The sequence below is a fragment of the Xanthomonas sp. NCPPB 3570 genome, assembly GCF_056725115.1.
The window spans coordinates 2,200,489-2,215,769 of record NZ_CM161513.1; the positions used below are offsets into that span (position 1 = coordinate 2,200,489).

Consider the following 15,281-nt stretch of genomic DNA (forward strand, 5'->3'; position numbering starts at 1 on the left):
TTAGGCCCCGAACGGCGCGCCGCTGTCGGCGTTCAGGAAAGGACGCCGCTCTTGCGGGCGCTGCGCTGGCGCTCGATGCGGAACACGTAGCGCTGGATCGCCGCGTCGGCGCCGCGCGGCAGGTCCTGGAAACGCATGCCCACGCGCAGCGTGTCCTGGCCGTTGGCCAGCTTGGAGACATACATGTTGCAGACCTGCAGGGTCAGGCGGATGGCATCGGCATCGGGCAACTGCAGCACGCAGTTGGGATAGCTCTGCTGCAGCTGCGGCATGGGCTGGCCCTGCACCAGGGCCACGGCCAGGCCGCCGCCGCTGATGTCCACCACGCGCAGCTTCAGTTCCACCTTGCCCTCATCGTCCTCGAAACGCAGCACGCACAGCGGCGAGTCGGTGATCGGGGTCTCCAGGCGGAAATGCTCGCGCCGCTGCAGGTAGTACAGCGATTCCGGCAGCGCGGCGCGGAAGCCAGGCTGGCCGTCGTCGTCGGTGCGCTGCGGGGATTCGATGCGGAAACGCACCCGCACCTTGTCCAACTGGGCGAAGCACAGCAGGTATTCGGCCTGCTCGGCGGCGCGGTTGGAGGCTTCGTTGACGCTCAGGTCCAGCAGCAGGCTGTCCTCGTCCAGGTCCAGCAGCGCGGTCGAGAACGCTTGGTCGCGGCCGCCTACGTGGGCGCTGACCTGCGAACGCTGCTGGATCAGCGACTGCAGCAACTGGCGGATCTGCCTTGGCTTGGTCAGCAGGAAACGGTCGTCCTCCACTTCTTCTTCCGGCGAAGACGGGACAGGGGAGTCGCTGGGGATGCCTTCGGCCATGGTGGACAATGCGTACTGGTGGTGGGTGAGGCGGCGCGCGTCGGCCCGCCCCACGCATGCTATCGGCTGAGCACGGCGTTTTTGTAGACCGGACGCACGTTGCCGACTGTGGCACTGGCGCCCAGCGGCGGGCGCTGCTCCAGGGTGAAGGATGCCACGGCGTGCGCCAGTGCGCCGGCCTCCTGTTCCATCGAGCGGGCGCTGGCGCTGGCTTCCTCGACCAGTGCGGCGTTCTGCTGGGTGGCCTCGTCCATCTGCGCGACGGTCTGGTTGACCTGCTCGATGCCGGCCGACTGCTCCTGCGAGGCCGAGGCGATCTCGCGCATGATATCGGTGACGCGCTGCACCGAACTCACGATCTCCTGCATGGTCTTGCCGGCCTGGTCGACCAGCGCCGAGCCTTCGGCCACGCGGGTCACCGAGTCGTCGATCAGGCCCTTGATCTCCTTGGCGGCGCCGGCCGAGCGCTGCGCCAGCACCCGCACCTCGCTGGCCACGACGGCGAAGCCGCGGCCCTGTTCGCCGGCACGGGCGGCCTCGACCGCGGCGTTGAGCGCCAGGATATTGGTCTGGAACGCGATGCCGTCGATGACCGAGATGATGTCGGCGATCTTCTTCGAGGAGGTCTCGATGCCGCTCATGGTGGCGACCACCTGGCCGACCACGCTGCCGCCTTGCGAGGCGACGGCCGCCGCGCCCACCGCCAACTGGTTGGCCTGGTGCGCATGCTCGGCATTCTGCTTGACGGTGGAGGTCAACTCTTCCATCGACGCGGCGGTTTCCTCCAGGCTGGCGGCCTGTTGCTCGGTGCGGCGCGACAGGTCCTCGTTGCCGGCGGCGATCTCGCCGGCGGCGGTGTTGATCGCATCCGAGGCGCCCTGGATCTGCCGCACGATCGCCGACAGCTGCTCGGCGGTGGCGTTGGCGTCGTCCTTCATGTTCGCGTACACGCCCTGCAGGTCGGCATCGATGCGCCGCGACAGGTCGCCCTGGGCCAGCGCGCGCAGCATCTGCTGGATGTGGCCCAGGCCGGAGGCGCCAGCGGCGAGCATGGCGTTGATCTGTTCGCCCAGCTGCAGCAGGAAGCCGTGCTTGTCGTCCAGGCGGATGCGCCCGCCGAGGTCGCCGGCGACCGCGCCGCGCACGATGCCGGCGATCTCCTCTTCCACCGCCACTTCCTCGGTGCGGTCGGCCCATTCCACCACGAAGCCCAGGCGGTTGCCGGTCGCGTCGGTGACCGGATTGACGATCAGGCGCATGGTGTGGCCGCCGACGCGGATCTGCGCGCGGTGGGTGCCCTTCAGCTCGGCGAGCATGCGCGCCTGGTGCTCGGGATGGCGATGGAACACGTCGATGGTCTTGCCCAGCAGATCGCTGGCATCGAACTGCGGCAGGTCGCGGCGCAGATCGTCCTGCACATCAGTCAGCATCTGCAGCAGCGGCCGGTTGACGTAGACGATGCGGCGATCGGCGTCGGCGATCATCACGTTGGTGGTGACGTCGTCCAGCGCGCTGCGGATACGCAGATTCTCGCGCTGGGCCTCGCTGTCCTGCTCGCGGCTGCGCAGCAGTTGCGCGTTGGCCGCGACCAGGGTGTGGGCGATGGAGCCTTCCGGCAGGTCGAGCGCGCGGATCGCGGCCGGCAGCGGCTGCTGCTGGGCGATGGCGCGTGCGGCCTGCGCCAGGTCGTGCGGATCGTGGCCCACGTCCAGCAGTTGCCGGCGCATCTGCACCGCCATCGGCACCAGGATCGCGGTTTCCACGGCCACGTACAGCGCATGGATGGCCAGGATGCCGATGCCCGCGTCGGCAGTGAACGCCAGCACCGGCAGGCCGCGGTGCTGCAGCCAGAAGAACAGCACGTGATGCACGGCGATCGCCGCGGCGGCGACCACGATCGGCCGCCAGTCGCGGTAGTACAGCAGCAGCGCGATCAGCAGGATCACGCCGAAGTGCACCTCGACCATGCCGCCGGATTGCTGGATCAGCACGGCGGCCTGCACCATCAGGCCCAGCGCCACGGTGCAGCGGCTCAACAGGCTGCCCGGGTACAGCTTCACCTGCAGGGCAACGATGGCCAGGGTCGGCAGGCTGACCGCCAGCCATGGTGTCCACGCGGCGGCATGCCAGGCGGCGGCCAGGCTGGCGAGCGTGGCCACGACGGACACCGCCACGAACAGCCGGTCGGCCTGCGCCGCCAGTTTCTGCAGGTAGACGTAGCGCTCGTTGCCGACGAGAAAATGGCCTTGGGTAGGCGAGGCGCTCATGCAAGGGGTTCCTTGGAGTCGGTGGGACAGCTGCACTGGGCAGGAGAGATCAGCGGCGAGGTATCGCCGCTGGCCAGCAAGCGTGGGATCAGCGCGGCGGCGGCGATGGGCGTGCCGCATCCGGCCAGTTGCGCCGGACCGGCATAGATCAGGCGCGCGTGCGCATCGAACACGATCAGCGCATACGGCAGCGCCAGCGGCGCCGGGCGGTCGCGCAGGTCCACGCTGTGGATGCCCGGCAGCGCGAGGGCCGCAGGTGCGGTACAGGCGCAGCCGGCCACGCGCAGGCGAAACGCGACGGCCCGGCCGGTGGGCAGGGCGGTGGGGGCGAACGCCAGCAGGCGTGTGCGGATGGCGTCGGCACTGTCGGCCGGTGGCGGGGTGGCGAGTGCCACCAACCGGGTGGCCGCCCAGACGCTCCAGAGCACCAGCAGCAACAGCCCCCATGGCACGCGGGCGAAACGTCGCGAGCGGTGCGTCGTGGCGGAGAGTGCCTGCATGGGAAACGGGCCAGCGCGACGCCGGTACTCACCGGCTGCTCACGTTATCGACAGCACCTATCGTTCCTTAAGGTGGCATTCATCACAATTCACGTGGTGGTAACGACGCTGATGTGCGCACCTCGCGAAAAACTTGATGCGCAGGGCCAGAAACGCGCTCGGCCGCGGAACCGGTCTGCGGCCGAGTGGTGTGCAGGGTGAGGCCTCGGCATGGGACGGGAGCCGAGGCCCGGGCGCGACGGGTGGCACTTCTGCTTGCGCCACTGCCCGCGTGGACTCAGGCGAAGGCGTGCGCCGGTCTGCGTACGGGCTGCACCGCCGACGGGCTCGCCGCGTCCACCTTGAACACCGCCACGGCCTGGCGCAACTGCCCGGCCTGTTCCTCCATCGCGCGGGCGGCGGCGGTGGCTTCTTCGACCAGGGCGGCGTTCTGCTGGGTGCTCTCGTCCATCTGGGTGACGGTGCGGTTGACCTGCTCGATGCCGGACGATTGCTCCTGCGAGGCGGCGGCGATCTCGCCCATGATGTCGGTGACGTGCTGCACCGAGGTCACGATCTCCTGCATGGTGGTGCCGGCGCGCTCGACCAGCACCGAGCCTTCGGCGACGCGGCCGACCGACTCGTCGATCAGGCCCTTGATCTCCTTGGCGGCGTTGGCCGAGCGCTGGGCGAGGGTGCGCACTTCGCTGGCGACCACGGCGAAGCCGCGGCCCTGTTCGCCGGCTCGCGCTGCTTCCACCGCGGCGTTGAGCGCCAGGATATTGGTCTGGAAGGCGATGCCGTCGATGACGCTGATGATGTCGCCGATCTTCTTCGAGGAGGCCTCGATCCCGCTCATGGTGGCGACCACCTGGCCGACCACCACGCCGCCCTGCGACGCCACCGAGGCCGCGCCCGCGGCAAGGCGGTTGGCGTCGCGCGCGCGCTCGGCGTTCTGCTTGACCGTGGAGGTCAGTTCCTCCATCGAGGCGGCGGTCTCCTCCAGATTGGCGGCCTGCTGCTCGGTGCGGCGCGACAGATCGTCGTTGCCCGTGGCGATCTCGGCGGCGGCGCCGTTGATGCTGATCGCGGCGGTCTGGATACGCGCGACGATCGCGGCCAGTTGTTCGGTGGTGGCGTTGGCGTCGTCGCGCATGGTGGCGAACACGCCCTGGAACTGGCCGTGCATGCGCGCGGTCAGGTCGCCGGCGGCAATGGACTGCAGCAAGGCGGACAGCGCCTGCAGGTTGCCGTCGGCGGTGGCCATCAACTGGTTGAGGCTGTCGACCATCAGCCGGAAGTCGTACTGGAAGCGCTCGGCGTCGCCGCGCACGCTGAAGTCGCCGGCCGCCGCGGCGCCGGCCAGGTGCTTGATCTCGGTGTTCATCGCGGTCAGGTTGTGCTTGACCGTGTCCATCGTCTCGGTGAGGCGGGCCTTCTCGCCGGGCAGCCGATCCATGTCCTCGGACAGGTCGCCGATGGCATAGCGGCCCATGATCCGCGCCAGGCGCTCGGTCACGGCGATGTGCGCGGCGGCCAGGGCGTTGCTGTCGCGGACCATGCGGCCGTAGTCGCCGGGGAACACGGTTTCGTCCATGCGGTAGCTGGTCTGGCCCACGTCGTGGCGCCGCGCCATCTCGGTCTGTGCGGCCAGCACTTCGCGCAGCTGTTGCTGCATGCGCTGCATGTCGGCCAGCAGCCGTCCGCTTTCGTCGCGGCTGGGCACCACGATGCGGGCGTCGAGGCGGCCTTCGGCGATGTCGGCGGCGACACCGGCAGCGCGACGCACATTGCGGGTCAGCGTGACCAGCGTGTGCGCACAGATCGCCGCGATCAGCAGGGTCAACACGCTGAGCCCGGCCGCCGCGGACCACATCGCCTGCAGCGACGCGTCCAGATGCCGCTGCGACTGGCGCTGCAGCGCCTGCAAGGCGGTGGCGCTCAGGCCGTGCAGGGCCTCGTCCCAGCCGTGCAGGGCCGCGTTCCAGCGCTGGTCGGCGTCGGCGCCGCCGCTGTCCAGGGCCTGCGCCAGTTGCGGCAGGGCGCGATCGGCGACGGCGGCTTCGTTGCTCACCGCCTGCGTCAGCGCCGGATCCTGCTGTTCGAGCAGGCTAAGTGCCTTCTTCAGTTCATGTCGCAGGCGCGCCTGGTTGCGTGCCAACTCGCCGATCTGGGCGCGCAGGATCGGGGTCTCCGTGCCTGCCTGGGACGGATCGGGCATCGCGTCCAGTCGGGTCAGGGTCTGGCTGGTCACCGGGGCGTAGATCAGGCTGCTGACCACCAGGTGGTAGCTCTCCACGTAGGGGGTGTAGACCAGTTGGCTGTCGTCGCGCAGCGCGTCCAGCGCGTCGTCGGCCTTGTCGGCGACCGCCGCGAAGTCGTTGCGCCTGGTCTGCAAGGTCTGCTGCAGCTGCGCCAGCGCTTTCGTGCTGCGGTCGAAGCCGGGCAGGGCCGGCACGGTCCGTTGCAGTTCGCCCAGCGCCCGGTCCGCGGTCTCGCGCGCCTGCGCCGCATCGGCGCCGGTGCCGACCTGCTCTTCCTGCAGGGCCGCCAGCAGCGTCAGCATCTGCCGCAGTGGCGCATAGCTGCGCAACTCGGCGCGGCTGACCTCCACGCCGTCGTTGAGCGTTCGGGTGTACAGCAGCAGCGGAATGACCAGGCCGATCAGGGCCAGGACCCCGATCAGGCTGAGTTTGCGCGCGATGGGGAGGTCGTGCCAGATCCGCAAACGGGAGCGGCGTTCGGAGGCGGGCGGAGCGGCGTGGTTCGCGGAGTGCGACGTCATTGCGCGGGTCTCGGAGGAAGAGCGAAAGAAGGCCTGCACTCGGGTGGAGCGCAGGCCATGGGAATGCGGGAAACGTGGCGGCAGGGAACTTCGCCTGGGCGGGGTGACGTGTGCGACGGGGATCGCGCGCGCTCGTCCGACTCGGGCATTTCTTTAGCGGCGGCGTTAGACAAAAATTGAATCTGTGATCGTTTGCGGTTAGACGTTCATCAGGGTTGTGGCATGGGCGTGAGGGTCGGAGCACATACGTCCCGCCGCAGCATGCGGATGCAGCCCGACGCGGGAATCGTCGCAACTTGCTTACGACAGCACGTTCCGGAGATCGCAGGCCCGCTGAGGATGCCGCGGGAACGGTCCCGCCCTGCAGGTGCTGGTATGTCCCCAGCCGGGTCACGTCGCCCGAAGGGATGCTATGCGCCGGTGCAGCCGGTGTCGTACCGGCTGGCAGCCTGGCGTTCGCCGTGGTGATGCGGACGCTGCGCGCGGTAGTTCCGCGGTGGTGTGTGCGGAGACGCGCGGACAGGCGATCGCCGGCTGCGCGTCTCCGCGCAGCCGGCGTCCGAAGCAATGACAGGATGTGCCGCGCGTCAGGACGAGGCGGCCATGCCGTATGCGCGGTGGCCTCAGAACTCCTGCCAGGCGTCGCCATTGCTGGTGGCGGCCACCACGGGCCTGCGTGCCGCCGGTTGCGGCGTCGCGCCGGCCTTGCTCGTGACCCGCACCGCCGGCTTGGCCGGCGCCGCGCGTACCGCGGCCGGCCGCGCGATGCTGGCGACGCTGTCGATCTTGAACAGTGCGACCGCATCGCTGAGCTGGCCGGCCTGCTCCTCCATCGAGCGCGCGGCGGCGGTGGCTTCCTCGACCAGGGCGGCGTTCTGCTGGGTGGTCTCGTCCATCTGGGTCACTGTCTGGTTGACCTGTTCGATGCCGGCCGACTGTTCCTGCGAGGCCGCGGAGATCTCGCCCATGATGTCGGTGACGCGCTGCACCGAGGCCACGATCTCGCTCATGGTGCGGCCTGCCTGGTCGACCAGGGCCGAGCCGGTGGCGACACGGCCGACCGAGTCGTCGATCAGCGTCTTGATCTCCTTGGCGGCATTGGCCGAACGCTGGGCGAGGGTGCGCACTTCGCTGGCGACCACGGCGAAGCCGCGGCCCTGTTCGCCGGCACGGGCCGCTTCCACCGCGGCGTTGAGCGCCAGGATGTTGGTCTGGAAGGCGATGCCGTCGATCACCGAGATGATGTCGGCGATCTTCTTGGAGGACGCCTCGATGCCGCTCATGGTCTCGACCACCTGGCCGACCACCGCGCCGCCCTGCGAGGCGACCGAGGCGGCGCCCACCGCCAACTGATTGGCCTGGCGGGCGTGCTCGGCGTTCTGCTTGACCGTGGAGGTCAGCTCTTCCATCGAAGCGGCGGTTTCTTCCAGGCTGGCGGCCTGCTGCTCGGTGCGGCGCGACAGGTCGTCGTTGCCGGCGGCGATCTCGGTGGCGGCGGCATTGATGCTGACCGCGGCGGTCTGGATGCGGCCGACGATGCCGGTCAATTGGTCGGCGGTGGCATTGGCGTCGTCGCGCATGGTGGCGAACACGCCATGGAACTCGCCGTCCATGCGCGCGGTCAGGTCGCCGGCGGCGATGGACTGCAACAACGCCGACAGCTTGCCGAGGTTGCGGTCGCTGACCTCCATCATCGCGTTGAGGTCCTGCACCATCAGCCGGAAGTCGTGCTGGAAATGCGCGGCATCGCCGCGGGCACTGAAGTCGCCGGCCGCGGCGGCGGCGGCCAGGCGCTTGATCTCGGTGTTGATCGCCAGCAGGCTGGCCTTGGCCGCATCCATCGACTCGTGCAGCACCGCGCGGCTGCCGGGCAGGCGGCGCGCGTCGCGGCGCAGGTCGCCGTTGGCGTATTCGTTGAGCACGCCGATGGCGTCGACGATGGCGTCCAGGTGTTCGAACATCATGGTGTTGATGCCCTTGCTCAGCTCGCCGTACACGCCGGGGAAGTCCTGCGGCATGCGGTGGCTGATGTCCTTGTCGGCGTGCAGCTCGATCATCAGCGCGGTTTCGCTGGAGAAGCGCTGCAACTGGGTCTGCATGCGGCCCATCGCGACCAGCAGGCGGCCGGGTTCGTCGTGTGCATCGGTGCTCACGTCGTTGTCCAGGCGGCCGTCGGCGATGGCCTCGGCGGCGCGGGTGGCGCGGCCCAGCGGCCCGGTCAGGCTACGGGTGATCGTCCAGCCGAGCAGGCCGCTGACCAACAGGACGGCGAGGCCGCCGGAGATCAGGACGATGCGGCCACGCGCCATCGCCGTTGAGGAGACCGCATAGGCCTCCTTGCTCAGGCGCCGCTGCAGATCGGCATTGGCGCGGATCGCGGCCTGCTGCTTGTCCATCGCCACCGCCGCATCGCCGAGCAACAGCGCCTGCGCCTGCGTATTCTGGTCCTTTTCGCCCAGCGCGAGCACCTGATCGTTCAGTTGCATCGAGCGCGCGCGCGAGGCCTCGATGGTGTCCATGGCCTGGCGCTCGACCGGGCTGGCCGGCATTGCCGACAAGGCATCGTGCGCGGCCTTGTAGCGCGCACGGTTGCGCTGCACGATGTCGATCATCTTCTGGTTGGCCGCATCCCCATCGACGATGGTGATGGCCAGCAACCCGATTTGCACGTTGGTATTGGCGTCGAGCATCTCGTTGGAGAGCCGCACCTTTTCCATGTTCCTGTTGACGATGCTGTCCAGTTCGCGATGCGCCCTGGCCATGGTCAGCAGCCCCATGGCGACCAGCAGGCCGGACAGCAGGATGAGGATGCCGAACGCCATGCCCAGGCGCCGACCGACGTTGTAGCGTTGCAGAAGTGCGTTCATAGCCGACCTTTTGGGGGACAGAGGGAGCCGGGTCGTAACGCTGGCAATCAGCGCTTGCGACGCGACCTGGCAATGCCGTGTGCAATGCCGTGTCGCACCCTCGATATCGACGTGCCGGTGAGAAATTGAGCATTTCTCACGGACGTGTTGGCAGACGGTTAGGAAGCTGTCTGCGATCCGACCGATGTTGGTCGGCAAGGGCAAAATCCGACGCGGCTCCGACATGCGTTGGCGCGTAATTGGTTGGCCTTTGCCCTGCTTCTTGCTCGCCTGTGTCGACGGGCATGGCGTGCATCGCGCACGCGTGGCATTGCCGCCGCAGTCGGTCGCCATGCCCGCGGCATGGCGACCGTGCGCCTCAGAACTCCTGCCAGTCGCCGCCGACCGCGACCGCAGCGCGCTTGGCGGGCTGCGTGTGCGAACGGGCGGCTGCCTTGGCGACACGCGGTGCGTTGGCCGCAACGGACGGCCCCCGCGCCGGCGCTGGGTGCACGCCAGCGGCGGTACCGCCGATGCTGTCGATCTTGAACAAGGCCACCGTGCTGGTGAGCTGACCGGCCTGTTCTTCCATGGAACGCGCTGCGGCGGTGGCCTCTTCCACCAAGGCCGCGTTCTGCTGGGTGGTCTCGTCCATCTGCACCACCGTCTGGTTGACCTGTTCGATGCCGGTGGCCTGCTCCTGCGAGGCGGCCGAGATCTCGCCCATGATGTCGGTCACGCGCTGCACCGAGGCCACGATCTCGCTCATGGTGCGGCCGGCCTGGTCGACCAGGACCGACCCTTCAGTCACGCGCGTGACCGAGTCGTCGATCAGGCCCTTGATCTCCTTGGCCGCGTTCGACGAGCGCTGGGCCAGGGTGCGCACTTCGCTGGCAACCACGGCGAAACCGCGGCCCTGGTCGCCGGCACGCGCCGCTTCCACCGCCGCATTGAGCGCCAGGATGTTGGTCTGGAAGGCGATGCCGTCGATGACCGAGATGATGTCGGCGATCTTCTTCGACGAGGCCTGGATGCCGCTCATGGTCTCGACCACCTGGCCGACCACGCTGCCGCCTTGCGAGGCGACGGCCGCCGCACCCACCGCCAACTGGTTGGCCTGGCGCGCGTGTTCGGCGTTCTGCTTCACGGTGGAGGTCAGTTCCTCCATCGAGGCGGCGGTTTCTTCCAGGCTGGCGGCCTGCTGCTCGGTGCGGCGCGACAGGTCGTCGTTGCCGGCGGCGATCTCGGTGGCCGCAGCGTTGATGCTGACTGCGGCGGTCTGGATGCGGCCGACGATCGCCGCCAACTGCTCGGCGGTGGTGTTGGCGTCGTCGCGCATCCTGGCGAACACGCCATTGAAGTCGCCGTGCATGCGCGCGGTGAGGTCGCCGGCGGCGATCGACTGCAACATCTGCGACAGCGCCTGCAGGTTGCCGTCGGCAGTGGCCATCAGTTGGTTGAGACTCTCGACGATGGCGCGGAAATCGTACTGGAAGTAGACGGCGTCTCCGCGCGCGGCGAAATTGCCGGCCAGGGCGGCGGCGGCGAGCTGGTTGATCTCGCCGCTCATGCGCATCAGATTGCCCTTCACCGCAGCCATCGCCGTGGTGATCGTGGCCTTCTCGCCTGGCAACTGCGGCATGTCCTGGGACAGGTCGCCGATCGCGTAGCGTTCGATCAGATGCACGGTCTGCATTTTCACTGCGATGTGATCGGCGACCATCTTGTTCGCGTCGTGGACCATGCGCGCGTAGTCGCCCGTGAACACGCTCTCGTCCATGCGGTAGCTGATCTCGCCGAGTTCGTGGCGGCGTGCCATTTCATCCTGCGCGCGCATCAGGTTGCGCAATTGCGTCTGCATGGTGTGCATGGCATTCAGCAGCCGCCCCGGTTCGTCGCGCGTGTCGGTGGCGACGTCGTTGTCCAGGCGCCCGCTCGCGATGGCTTCGGCGGCGCGGGTGGCGCGGTGCAGCGGCTGGGTCAGGCTGCGGGTGATGGTCCAGCCCAGCAGGCCGCTGACCAGCAGCACCATGACGCCGCCGGCGATCAGCAGGTGGCGGCCATTGGCGATCGCCTGCGTCGCACTGGCGTAGGCGGTCTGCAACTGCTCGTTCTGCAACTGCACGTTCTCGCCGATGTAGCCGTTCCAGGTCAGGGTGGCAGGGCGCGAGCGATTGATCAGCAGCGCCTGCGCTTCGTCGTTGCGATTGACGACGGCCAACGCGATGACCTGGTCGTTCAGTGCACGTGCGGTCGCCCGCGCCGCATCGATCTTGGCACGGACCACCTTGCCTTTCGCGGAGGGCGGGAACTTGTCCAGCTCGGCGCGCAATTCGGTGTAGCGCTGACGCTGTTTCTTGATCTCTGCCACAGCCTGCTGGTTGAGTTCGTCGCTGGTCACCATCGCCAGCGTGCCCAGCGCACCAAGGATCTTGTTGTTGGCGTCCAGCATGTCGTTACTGATGCGGGTCTTCTCGACGTTGTTCTTGACGATCTGATCCAGTTCGGTCTGGGCGCGCGACATGGACACCATGCCGGCCGCGACAAGCAGGCAGGACAGCAGGATCAGCAGACCAAAGGCGCCGCCGAGGCGGCGTCCGACGTTGTAGCGTTGCAGAAAGGCATTCATGTCGACCTCTTCGTTGACGGTGTCCCTGGGACATGCTTGTCCCGACGGCTCCGGCGGCGTATGCGCGACCGGAGGAGTGGGCGTGGCGGTCAGAAAAGTGAAGAAAGGAAAACCAATGCGTTGCTGTACAACATGTTTCGCCGTCACCCAAATGTGATATCGGCGTGACGGCGCATTCCTCGATACGTCGTTGGTCGTAAGACGATTCCCGACGCTGTCTGATTCATTTCCTTACGTGGTTCCTCACGCGGTCAGCGGCTGCCAGTCGGTGCCGATCGCGTCGGCGATGGCCTGCGCGTTCGGCTGGGACGCCTGCGCGGCACGCGACGTTGCAGCGGATGCCGACTGGCCGGCCACCACCGCGGCGACGACGGCCGGGGCTGGGGTGGCACGCGTGGCGTGCTGTTCCAACCGGAACACCGCCACCGCGTCGCTCAGTTGCGCCGCCTGGTCTTCCATCGACCGCGCTGCCGCGGTGGCCTCCTCGACCAGGGCGGCGTTCTGCTGGGTACTCTCGTCCATCTGCGTCACCGTGCGGTTGACCTGCTCGATGCCGGCGGACTGCTCCTGCGAGGCGGCGGAGATCTCGCCCATGATGTCGGTGACGCGGCCCACCGAGGCCACGATCTCCTGCATGGTCTGGCCGGCGCGCTGCACCAGCTCGGCGCCGGTGGTGACGCGGCCGACCGAGTCGTCGATCAGCCCCTTGATCTCCTTGGCGGCATTGGCCGAGCGCTGGGCGAGGGTGCGCACTTCGCTGGCGACCACGGCGAAACCGCGGCCCTGTTCGCCGGCACGGGCGGCTTCCACTGCGGCGTTGAGCGCCAGGATGTTGGTCTGGAAGGCGATGCCGTCGATGACCGAGATGATGTCGGCGATCTTCTTCGAGGAGGTCTCGATGCCGCTCATGGTGTCCACCACCTGGCCGACCACCGCGCCGCCTTGCGAGGCGACCGCGGCCGCGCCGGCGGCGAGCTGGTTGGCCTGGCGTGCGTGCTCGGCGTTCTGCTTGACCGTGGCGGTCAGCTCTTCCATCGAGGCGGCGGTCTCTTCCAGGCTGGCCGCCTGCTGCTCGGTGCGCTGCGACAGGTCGCTGTTGCCCTGGGCGATTTCGGTGGCGGCGCTGTGGATGTCGCCGGCGGCACGCTGGATGCGGCCGACGATGTCGGCCAGGCGCTCGGCGGTGCCGTTGGCGTCGTCGCGCATGGTGGCGAAGATGCCGTGGAAGTCGCCGTGCATGCGCGCGCCGAGATCGCCGTCGGCCAGCGCGCTGAGCAGCCGCGAGACCTCGGCGATGCTGATCGCGTTGGCGTCGAGCAGGCCGTTGAGTTGCTGCGCCAGCATCAGGAAGAAGCCTTGCTTGCCGGTGCGGTCGATGCGCTGCGACAGGTCGCCGGCGGCGGCGCTGCGCACCACCGCGGCCACTTCCGCTTCCACCCGGGTCTCGGCGGTGCGGTCGCGCCATTCGCAGACGAAGCCCAGGTGCGCGCCCTCGGCATTGCGGATGGCGGAAATCTCCTGGGCGATGCAGACCTCGCGATAGCGGACCTCGCGCTGCGCCGCGCCTTGCCGGTCCAGCCGCTGGTAGATTTCCGCGTCCTGCGAATTGCCGACTTCCAGCAGCGCCACCGACTGGCCCAGCAGCGGCGCGGAACGGTCGAACGCCGGCGCGCAGGCGCGGATGTCCTCGGCGTGGGTCTGCAGCAGGGTCTGCAGCGCGGTGTTGGCGTAGATGATGGTCAGGTCGGGATCGGCGATGTACATGCCGGTGGAGGCATTGTCCAACGCGGTGCGGATGCGCAGGTTCTCCGCGGCGACGCTGCGTTCGCGTTCGATGCGCTCGCGCAGTTCCCGCTGCATCCGCGCCAGCGCCGCCATCAGGCTGCGCCCGTGCCTGGCCGCGAACGGGATCGGCTGATCCAGGCGGCCTTCTGCGATGTGCTGGGCGGCGTCCATCGCCACCCGCGGCTCGCCGCCGAGCAACTGCGCGACCGAGCGCAGGATCCAGGCCGCGGCGGCGGCCAGGCACAGCACGGCCACCAGCACCGCGCCAGCCTGCTGCCAGGTGGCGCGCTGGCTCTGCTGTTCGGCGGCCTTGCGGCTCTGCTCGTTCAGCGCCAGGATGCGGTCGCTGATCGCGTCCATCTCGCTTTCCAGCCGAGTGAACTGCGCGGTGAAGTCCGCATAGGCGGCGCTGCTGTCGCCGTGGGTCTCGGCCAGCGTCACCACCTTGTCGGCGGCGGCGATGTAGCGCTGCAACGCAGGCCCGGCGGCATCCAGCTGCGCGCGCAGGGCACCGTCCAGCGGCAGCTTCTGGTTGTCGTCCAGCGCCTTGCGGAACTCGCCGGCGTGTTCGCCCAGGGCCGCGCGCGCCGCCTTGATCCCGTCCGCATCCTGCCGCGCCGACGCCAGCAACGCGGCGGTGACGTCGCCGCGCAGGGCGTCGTGCATCATGTCGGCCTGCATGTGGTTGCGCAACGCGTCCGAGGAGGTGACCTGCGCGGCGACCGAGCGCAGCAGGCCTTGCTGGGCGCCGTAGCCGACCCCGCCCAACGCGAGCAGGGCGAGGACCGCCACCAGCACCAGGATCCCGAGCATATGCATGATTTTCATCGGTGTGGCCCGATCAGAAACGGAAGGACAGGCCCGCGCCCAGCGCGTGGTCCGGCGAACGGTCGTTGAGGCCGCGGCTGTACACCACGTCCAGTTGCACGTCCTGGCTGAGCAGCCAGGCCGAGCCCACGTCGAGCAGGGCGATGGTGCCGCCGTCGTCGGCATGCGCGATCTGCGGCAGGGCCAGTTCCACGAACGAGCGGGTGCGGTCGTTCCAGGCCTTGCCCAGCACCACGCCGAAGATGCCGGCGGTGTAGCGATGGCCGTTGTCGCCTTCGTCGCGGATCAGTCCGGGCATCATTCCCAGCGAGACGCTGTCGCTGAGTTCCCATTCGGCCACCAGGCGGAACGAGGGGCGGGCACCGCTGCCGCGCACGTCGCGCGCGCCGCTGGGCAGGTCCACATGCAGCAGCCAGGCCAGCGAGGCGCCGCCGATCTCGCTGGCCAGGTGGTGCTTGAGGCCGAGTGAGATGTCGGAGAAGCCGGAGACGTCGTCGCCGACCGGGACGTCGATGGTCTGCCAGCCGTCGGTCTCCAGGCGCAGTTCCCAGCTTGGGCCGATGCCGTAGCGGAACAGGGTGGGCGTGGCGTAGCCATCGACGTCGCCGTCGCGTTCCCAGGCCACGCTGGTTTCCACCTGCAGGCGCCGATCGCCGACGGTGAGGCTGGATTCCACGAAGTCGGGGCGATCGGTGGCGATCGGCTCGGCTGCGGCATGCGCCCCTCCCGCAAGGCCGAACAGAGTCAGACAAGTGGCAAGAACGACTGGCTTCATGGTGCCTCCCGTGGCGGTTCGGTCGGAACCGGGATCCGGGCGCAGTGCGTCCGGCGCCGAGGCGCGTGCGGT

8 protein-coding genes are annotated in these 15,281 nt (G+C 68.8%); all 8 read right to left on the reverse strand.

Features of this window, described 5'->3' with window-relative positions:
- Positions 1-32: 32 nt before the first annotated feature.
- The gene (locus tag AC1PLR_RS09690) at positions 33-815 is read right to left on the reverse strand and encodes a flagellar brake protein (RefSeq protein WP_420009922.1); all 783 of its coding nucleotides are present in this window, start codon (positions 813-815) and stop codon (positions 33-35) included.
- A 59-nt stretch (positions 816-874) separates the two neighbouring features.
- Complete coding sequence (locus AC1PLR_RS09695) at positions 875-3,082, reverse strand: methyl-accepting chemotaxis protein (protein ID WP_481103397.1); 2,208 nt, start codon at positions 3,080-3,082, stop codon at positions 875-877.
- Positions 3,079-3,582, reverse strand: a complete 504-nt coding sequence (locus tag AC1PLR_RS09700) for a hypothetical protein (RefSeq protein WP_481103398.1) — start codon at positions 3,580-3,582, stop codon at positions 3,079-3,081. The genes AC1PLR_RS09695 and AC1PLR_RS09700 overlap by 4 nt, the downstream gene beginning before the upstream one ends.
- A gap of 277 nt (positions 3,583-3,859) precedes the next feature.
- Positions 3,860-6,346 carry a methyl-accepting chemotaxis protein gene (locus tag AC1PLR_RS09705; RefSeq protein ID WP_481103399.1) on the reverse strand — a complete coding sequence of 829 codons (2,487 nt, stop codon included), beginning with the start codon at positions 6,344-6,346 and terminating at the stop codon, positions 3,860-3,862.
- Positions 6,347-6,969: 623 nt separating this feature from the next.
- On the reverse strand, positions 6,970-9,213 hold the full coding sequence (locus tag AC1PLR_RS09710) for a methyl-accepting chemotaxis protein (protein ID WP_481103400.1): 2,244 nt from the start codon (positions 9,211-9,213) through the stop codon (positions 6,970-6,972).
- 358 nt (positions 9,214-9,571) lie between these two features.
- Positions 9,572-11,821, reverse strand: coding sequence for a methyl-accepting chemotaxis protein (locus AC1PLR_RS09715; RefSeq protein ID WP_481103401.1), 2,250 nt, complete (start codon positions 11,819-11,821; stop codon positions 9,572-9,574).
- 243 nt (positions 11,822-12,064) lie between these two features.
- The gene (locus AC1PLR_RS09720) at positions 12,065-14,434 is read right to left on the reverse strand and encodes a methyl-accepting chemotaxis protein (protein WP_481103402.1); all 2,370 of its coding nucleotides are present in this window, start codon (positions 14,432-14,434) and stop codon (positions 12,065-12,067) included.
- Between the two features lie 13 nt (positions 14,435-14,447).
- Positions 14,448-15,209, reverse strand: coding sequence for a transporter (locus AC1PLR_RS09725; RefSeq protein WP_481103403.1), 762 nt, complete (start codon positions 15,207-15,209; stop codon positions 14,448-14,450).
- Positions 15,210-15,281 lie beyond the last annotated feature (72 nt).

Bases quoted from the DNA above. Each gene is read 5' to 3' on its own strand.
- AC1PLR_RS09720 (WP_481103402.1), bottom strand. From the start codon at position 14,434: ATGAAAATCATGCATATGCTCGGGATCCTGGTGCTGGTGGCGGTCCTC.
- AC1PLR_RS09705 (WP_481103399.1), bottom strand. From the start codon at position 6,346: ATGACGTCGCACTCCGCGAACCACGCCGCTCCGCCCGCCTCCGAACGC.
- AC1PLR_RS09715 (WP_481103401.1), bottom strand. From the start codon at position 11,821: ATGAATGCCTTTCTGCAACGCTACAACGTCGGACGCCGCCTCGGCGGC.
- AC1PLR_RS09700 (WP_481103398.1), bottom strand. From the start codon at position 3,582: ATGCAGGCACTCTCCGCCACGACGCACCGCTCGCGACGTTTCGCCCGC.
- AC1PLR_RS09695 (WP_481103397.1), bottom strand. From the start codon at position 3,082: ATGAGCGCCTCGCCTACCCAAGGCCATTTTCTCGTCGGCAACGAGCGC.
- AC1PLR_RS09725 (WP_481103403.1), bottom strand. From the start codon at position 15,209: ATGAAGCCAGTCGTTCTTGCCACTTGTCTGACTCTGTTCGGCCTTGCG.
- AC1PLR_RS09690 (WP_420009922.1), bottom strand. From the start codon at position 815: ATGGCCGAAGGCATCCCCAGCGACTCCCCTGTCCCGTCTTCGCCGGAA.
- AC1PLR_RS09710 (WP_481103400.1), bottom strand. From the start codon at position 9,213: ATGAACGCACTTCTGCAACGCTACAACGTCGGTCGGCGCCTGGGCATG.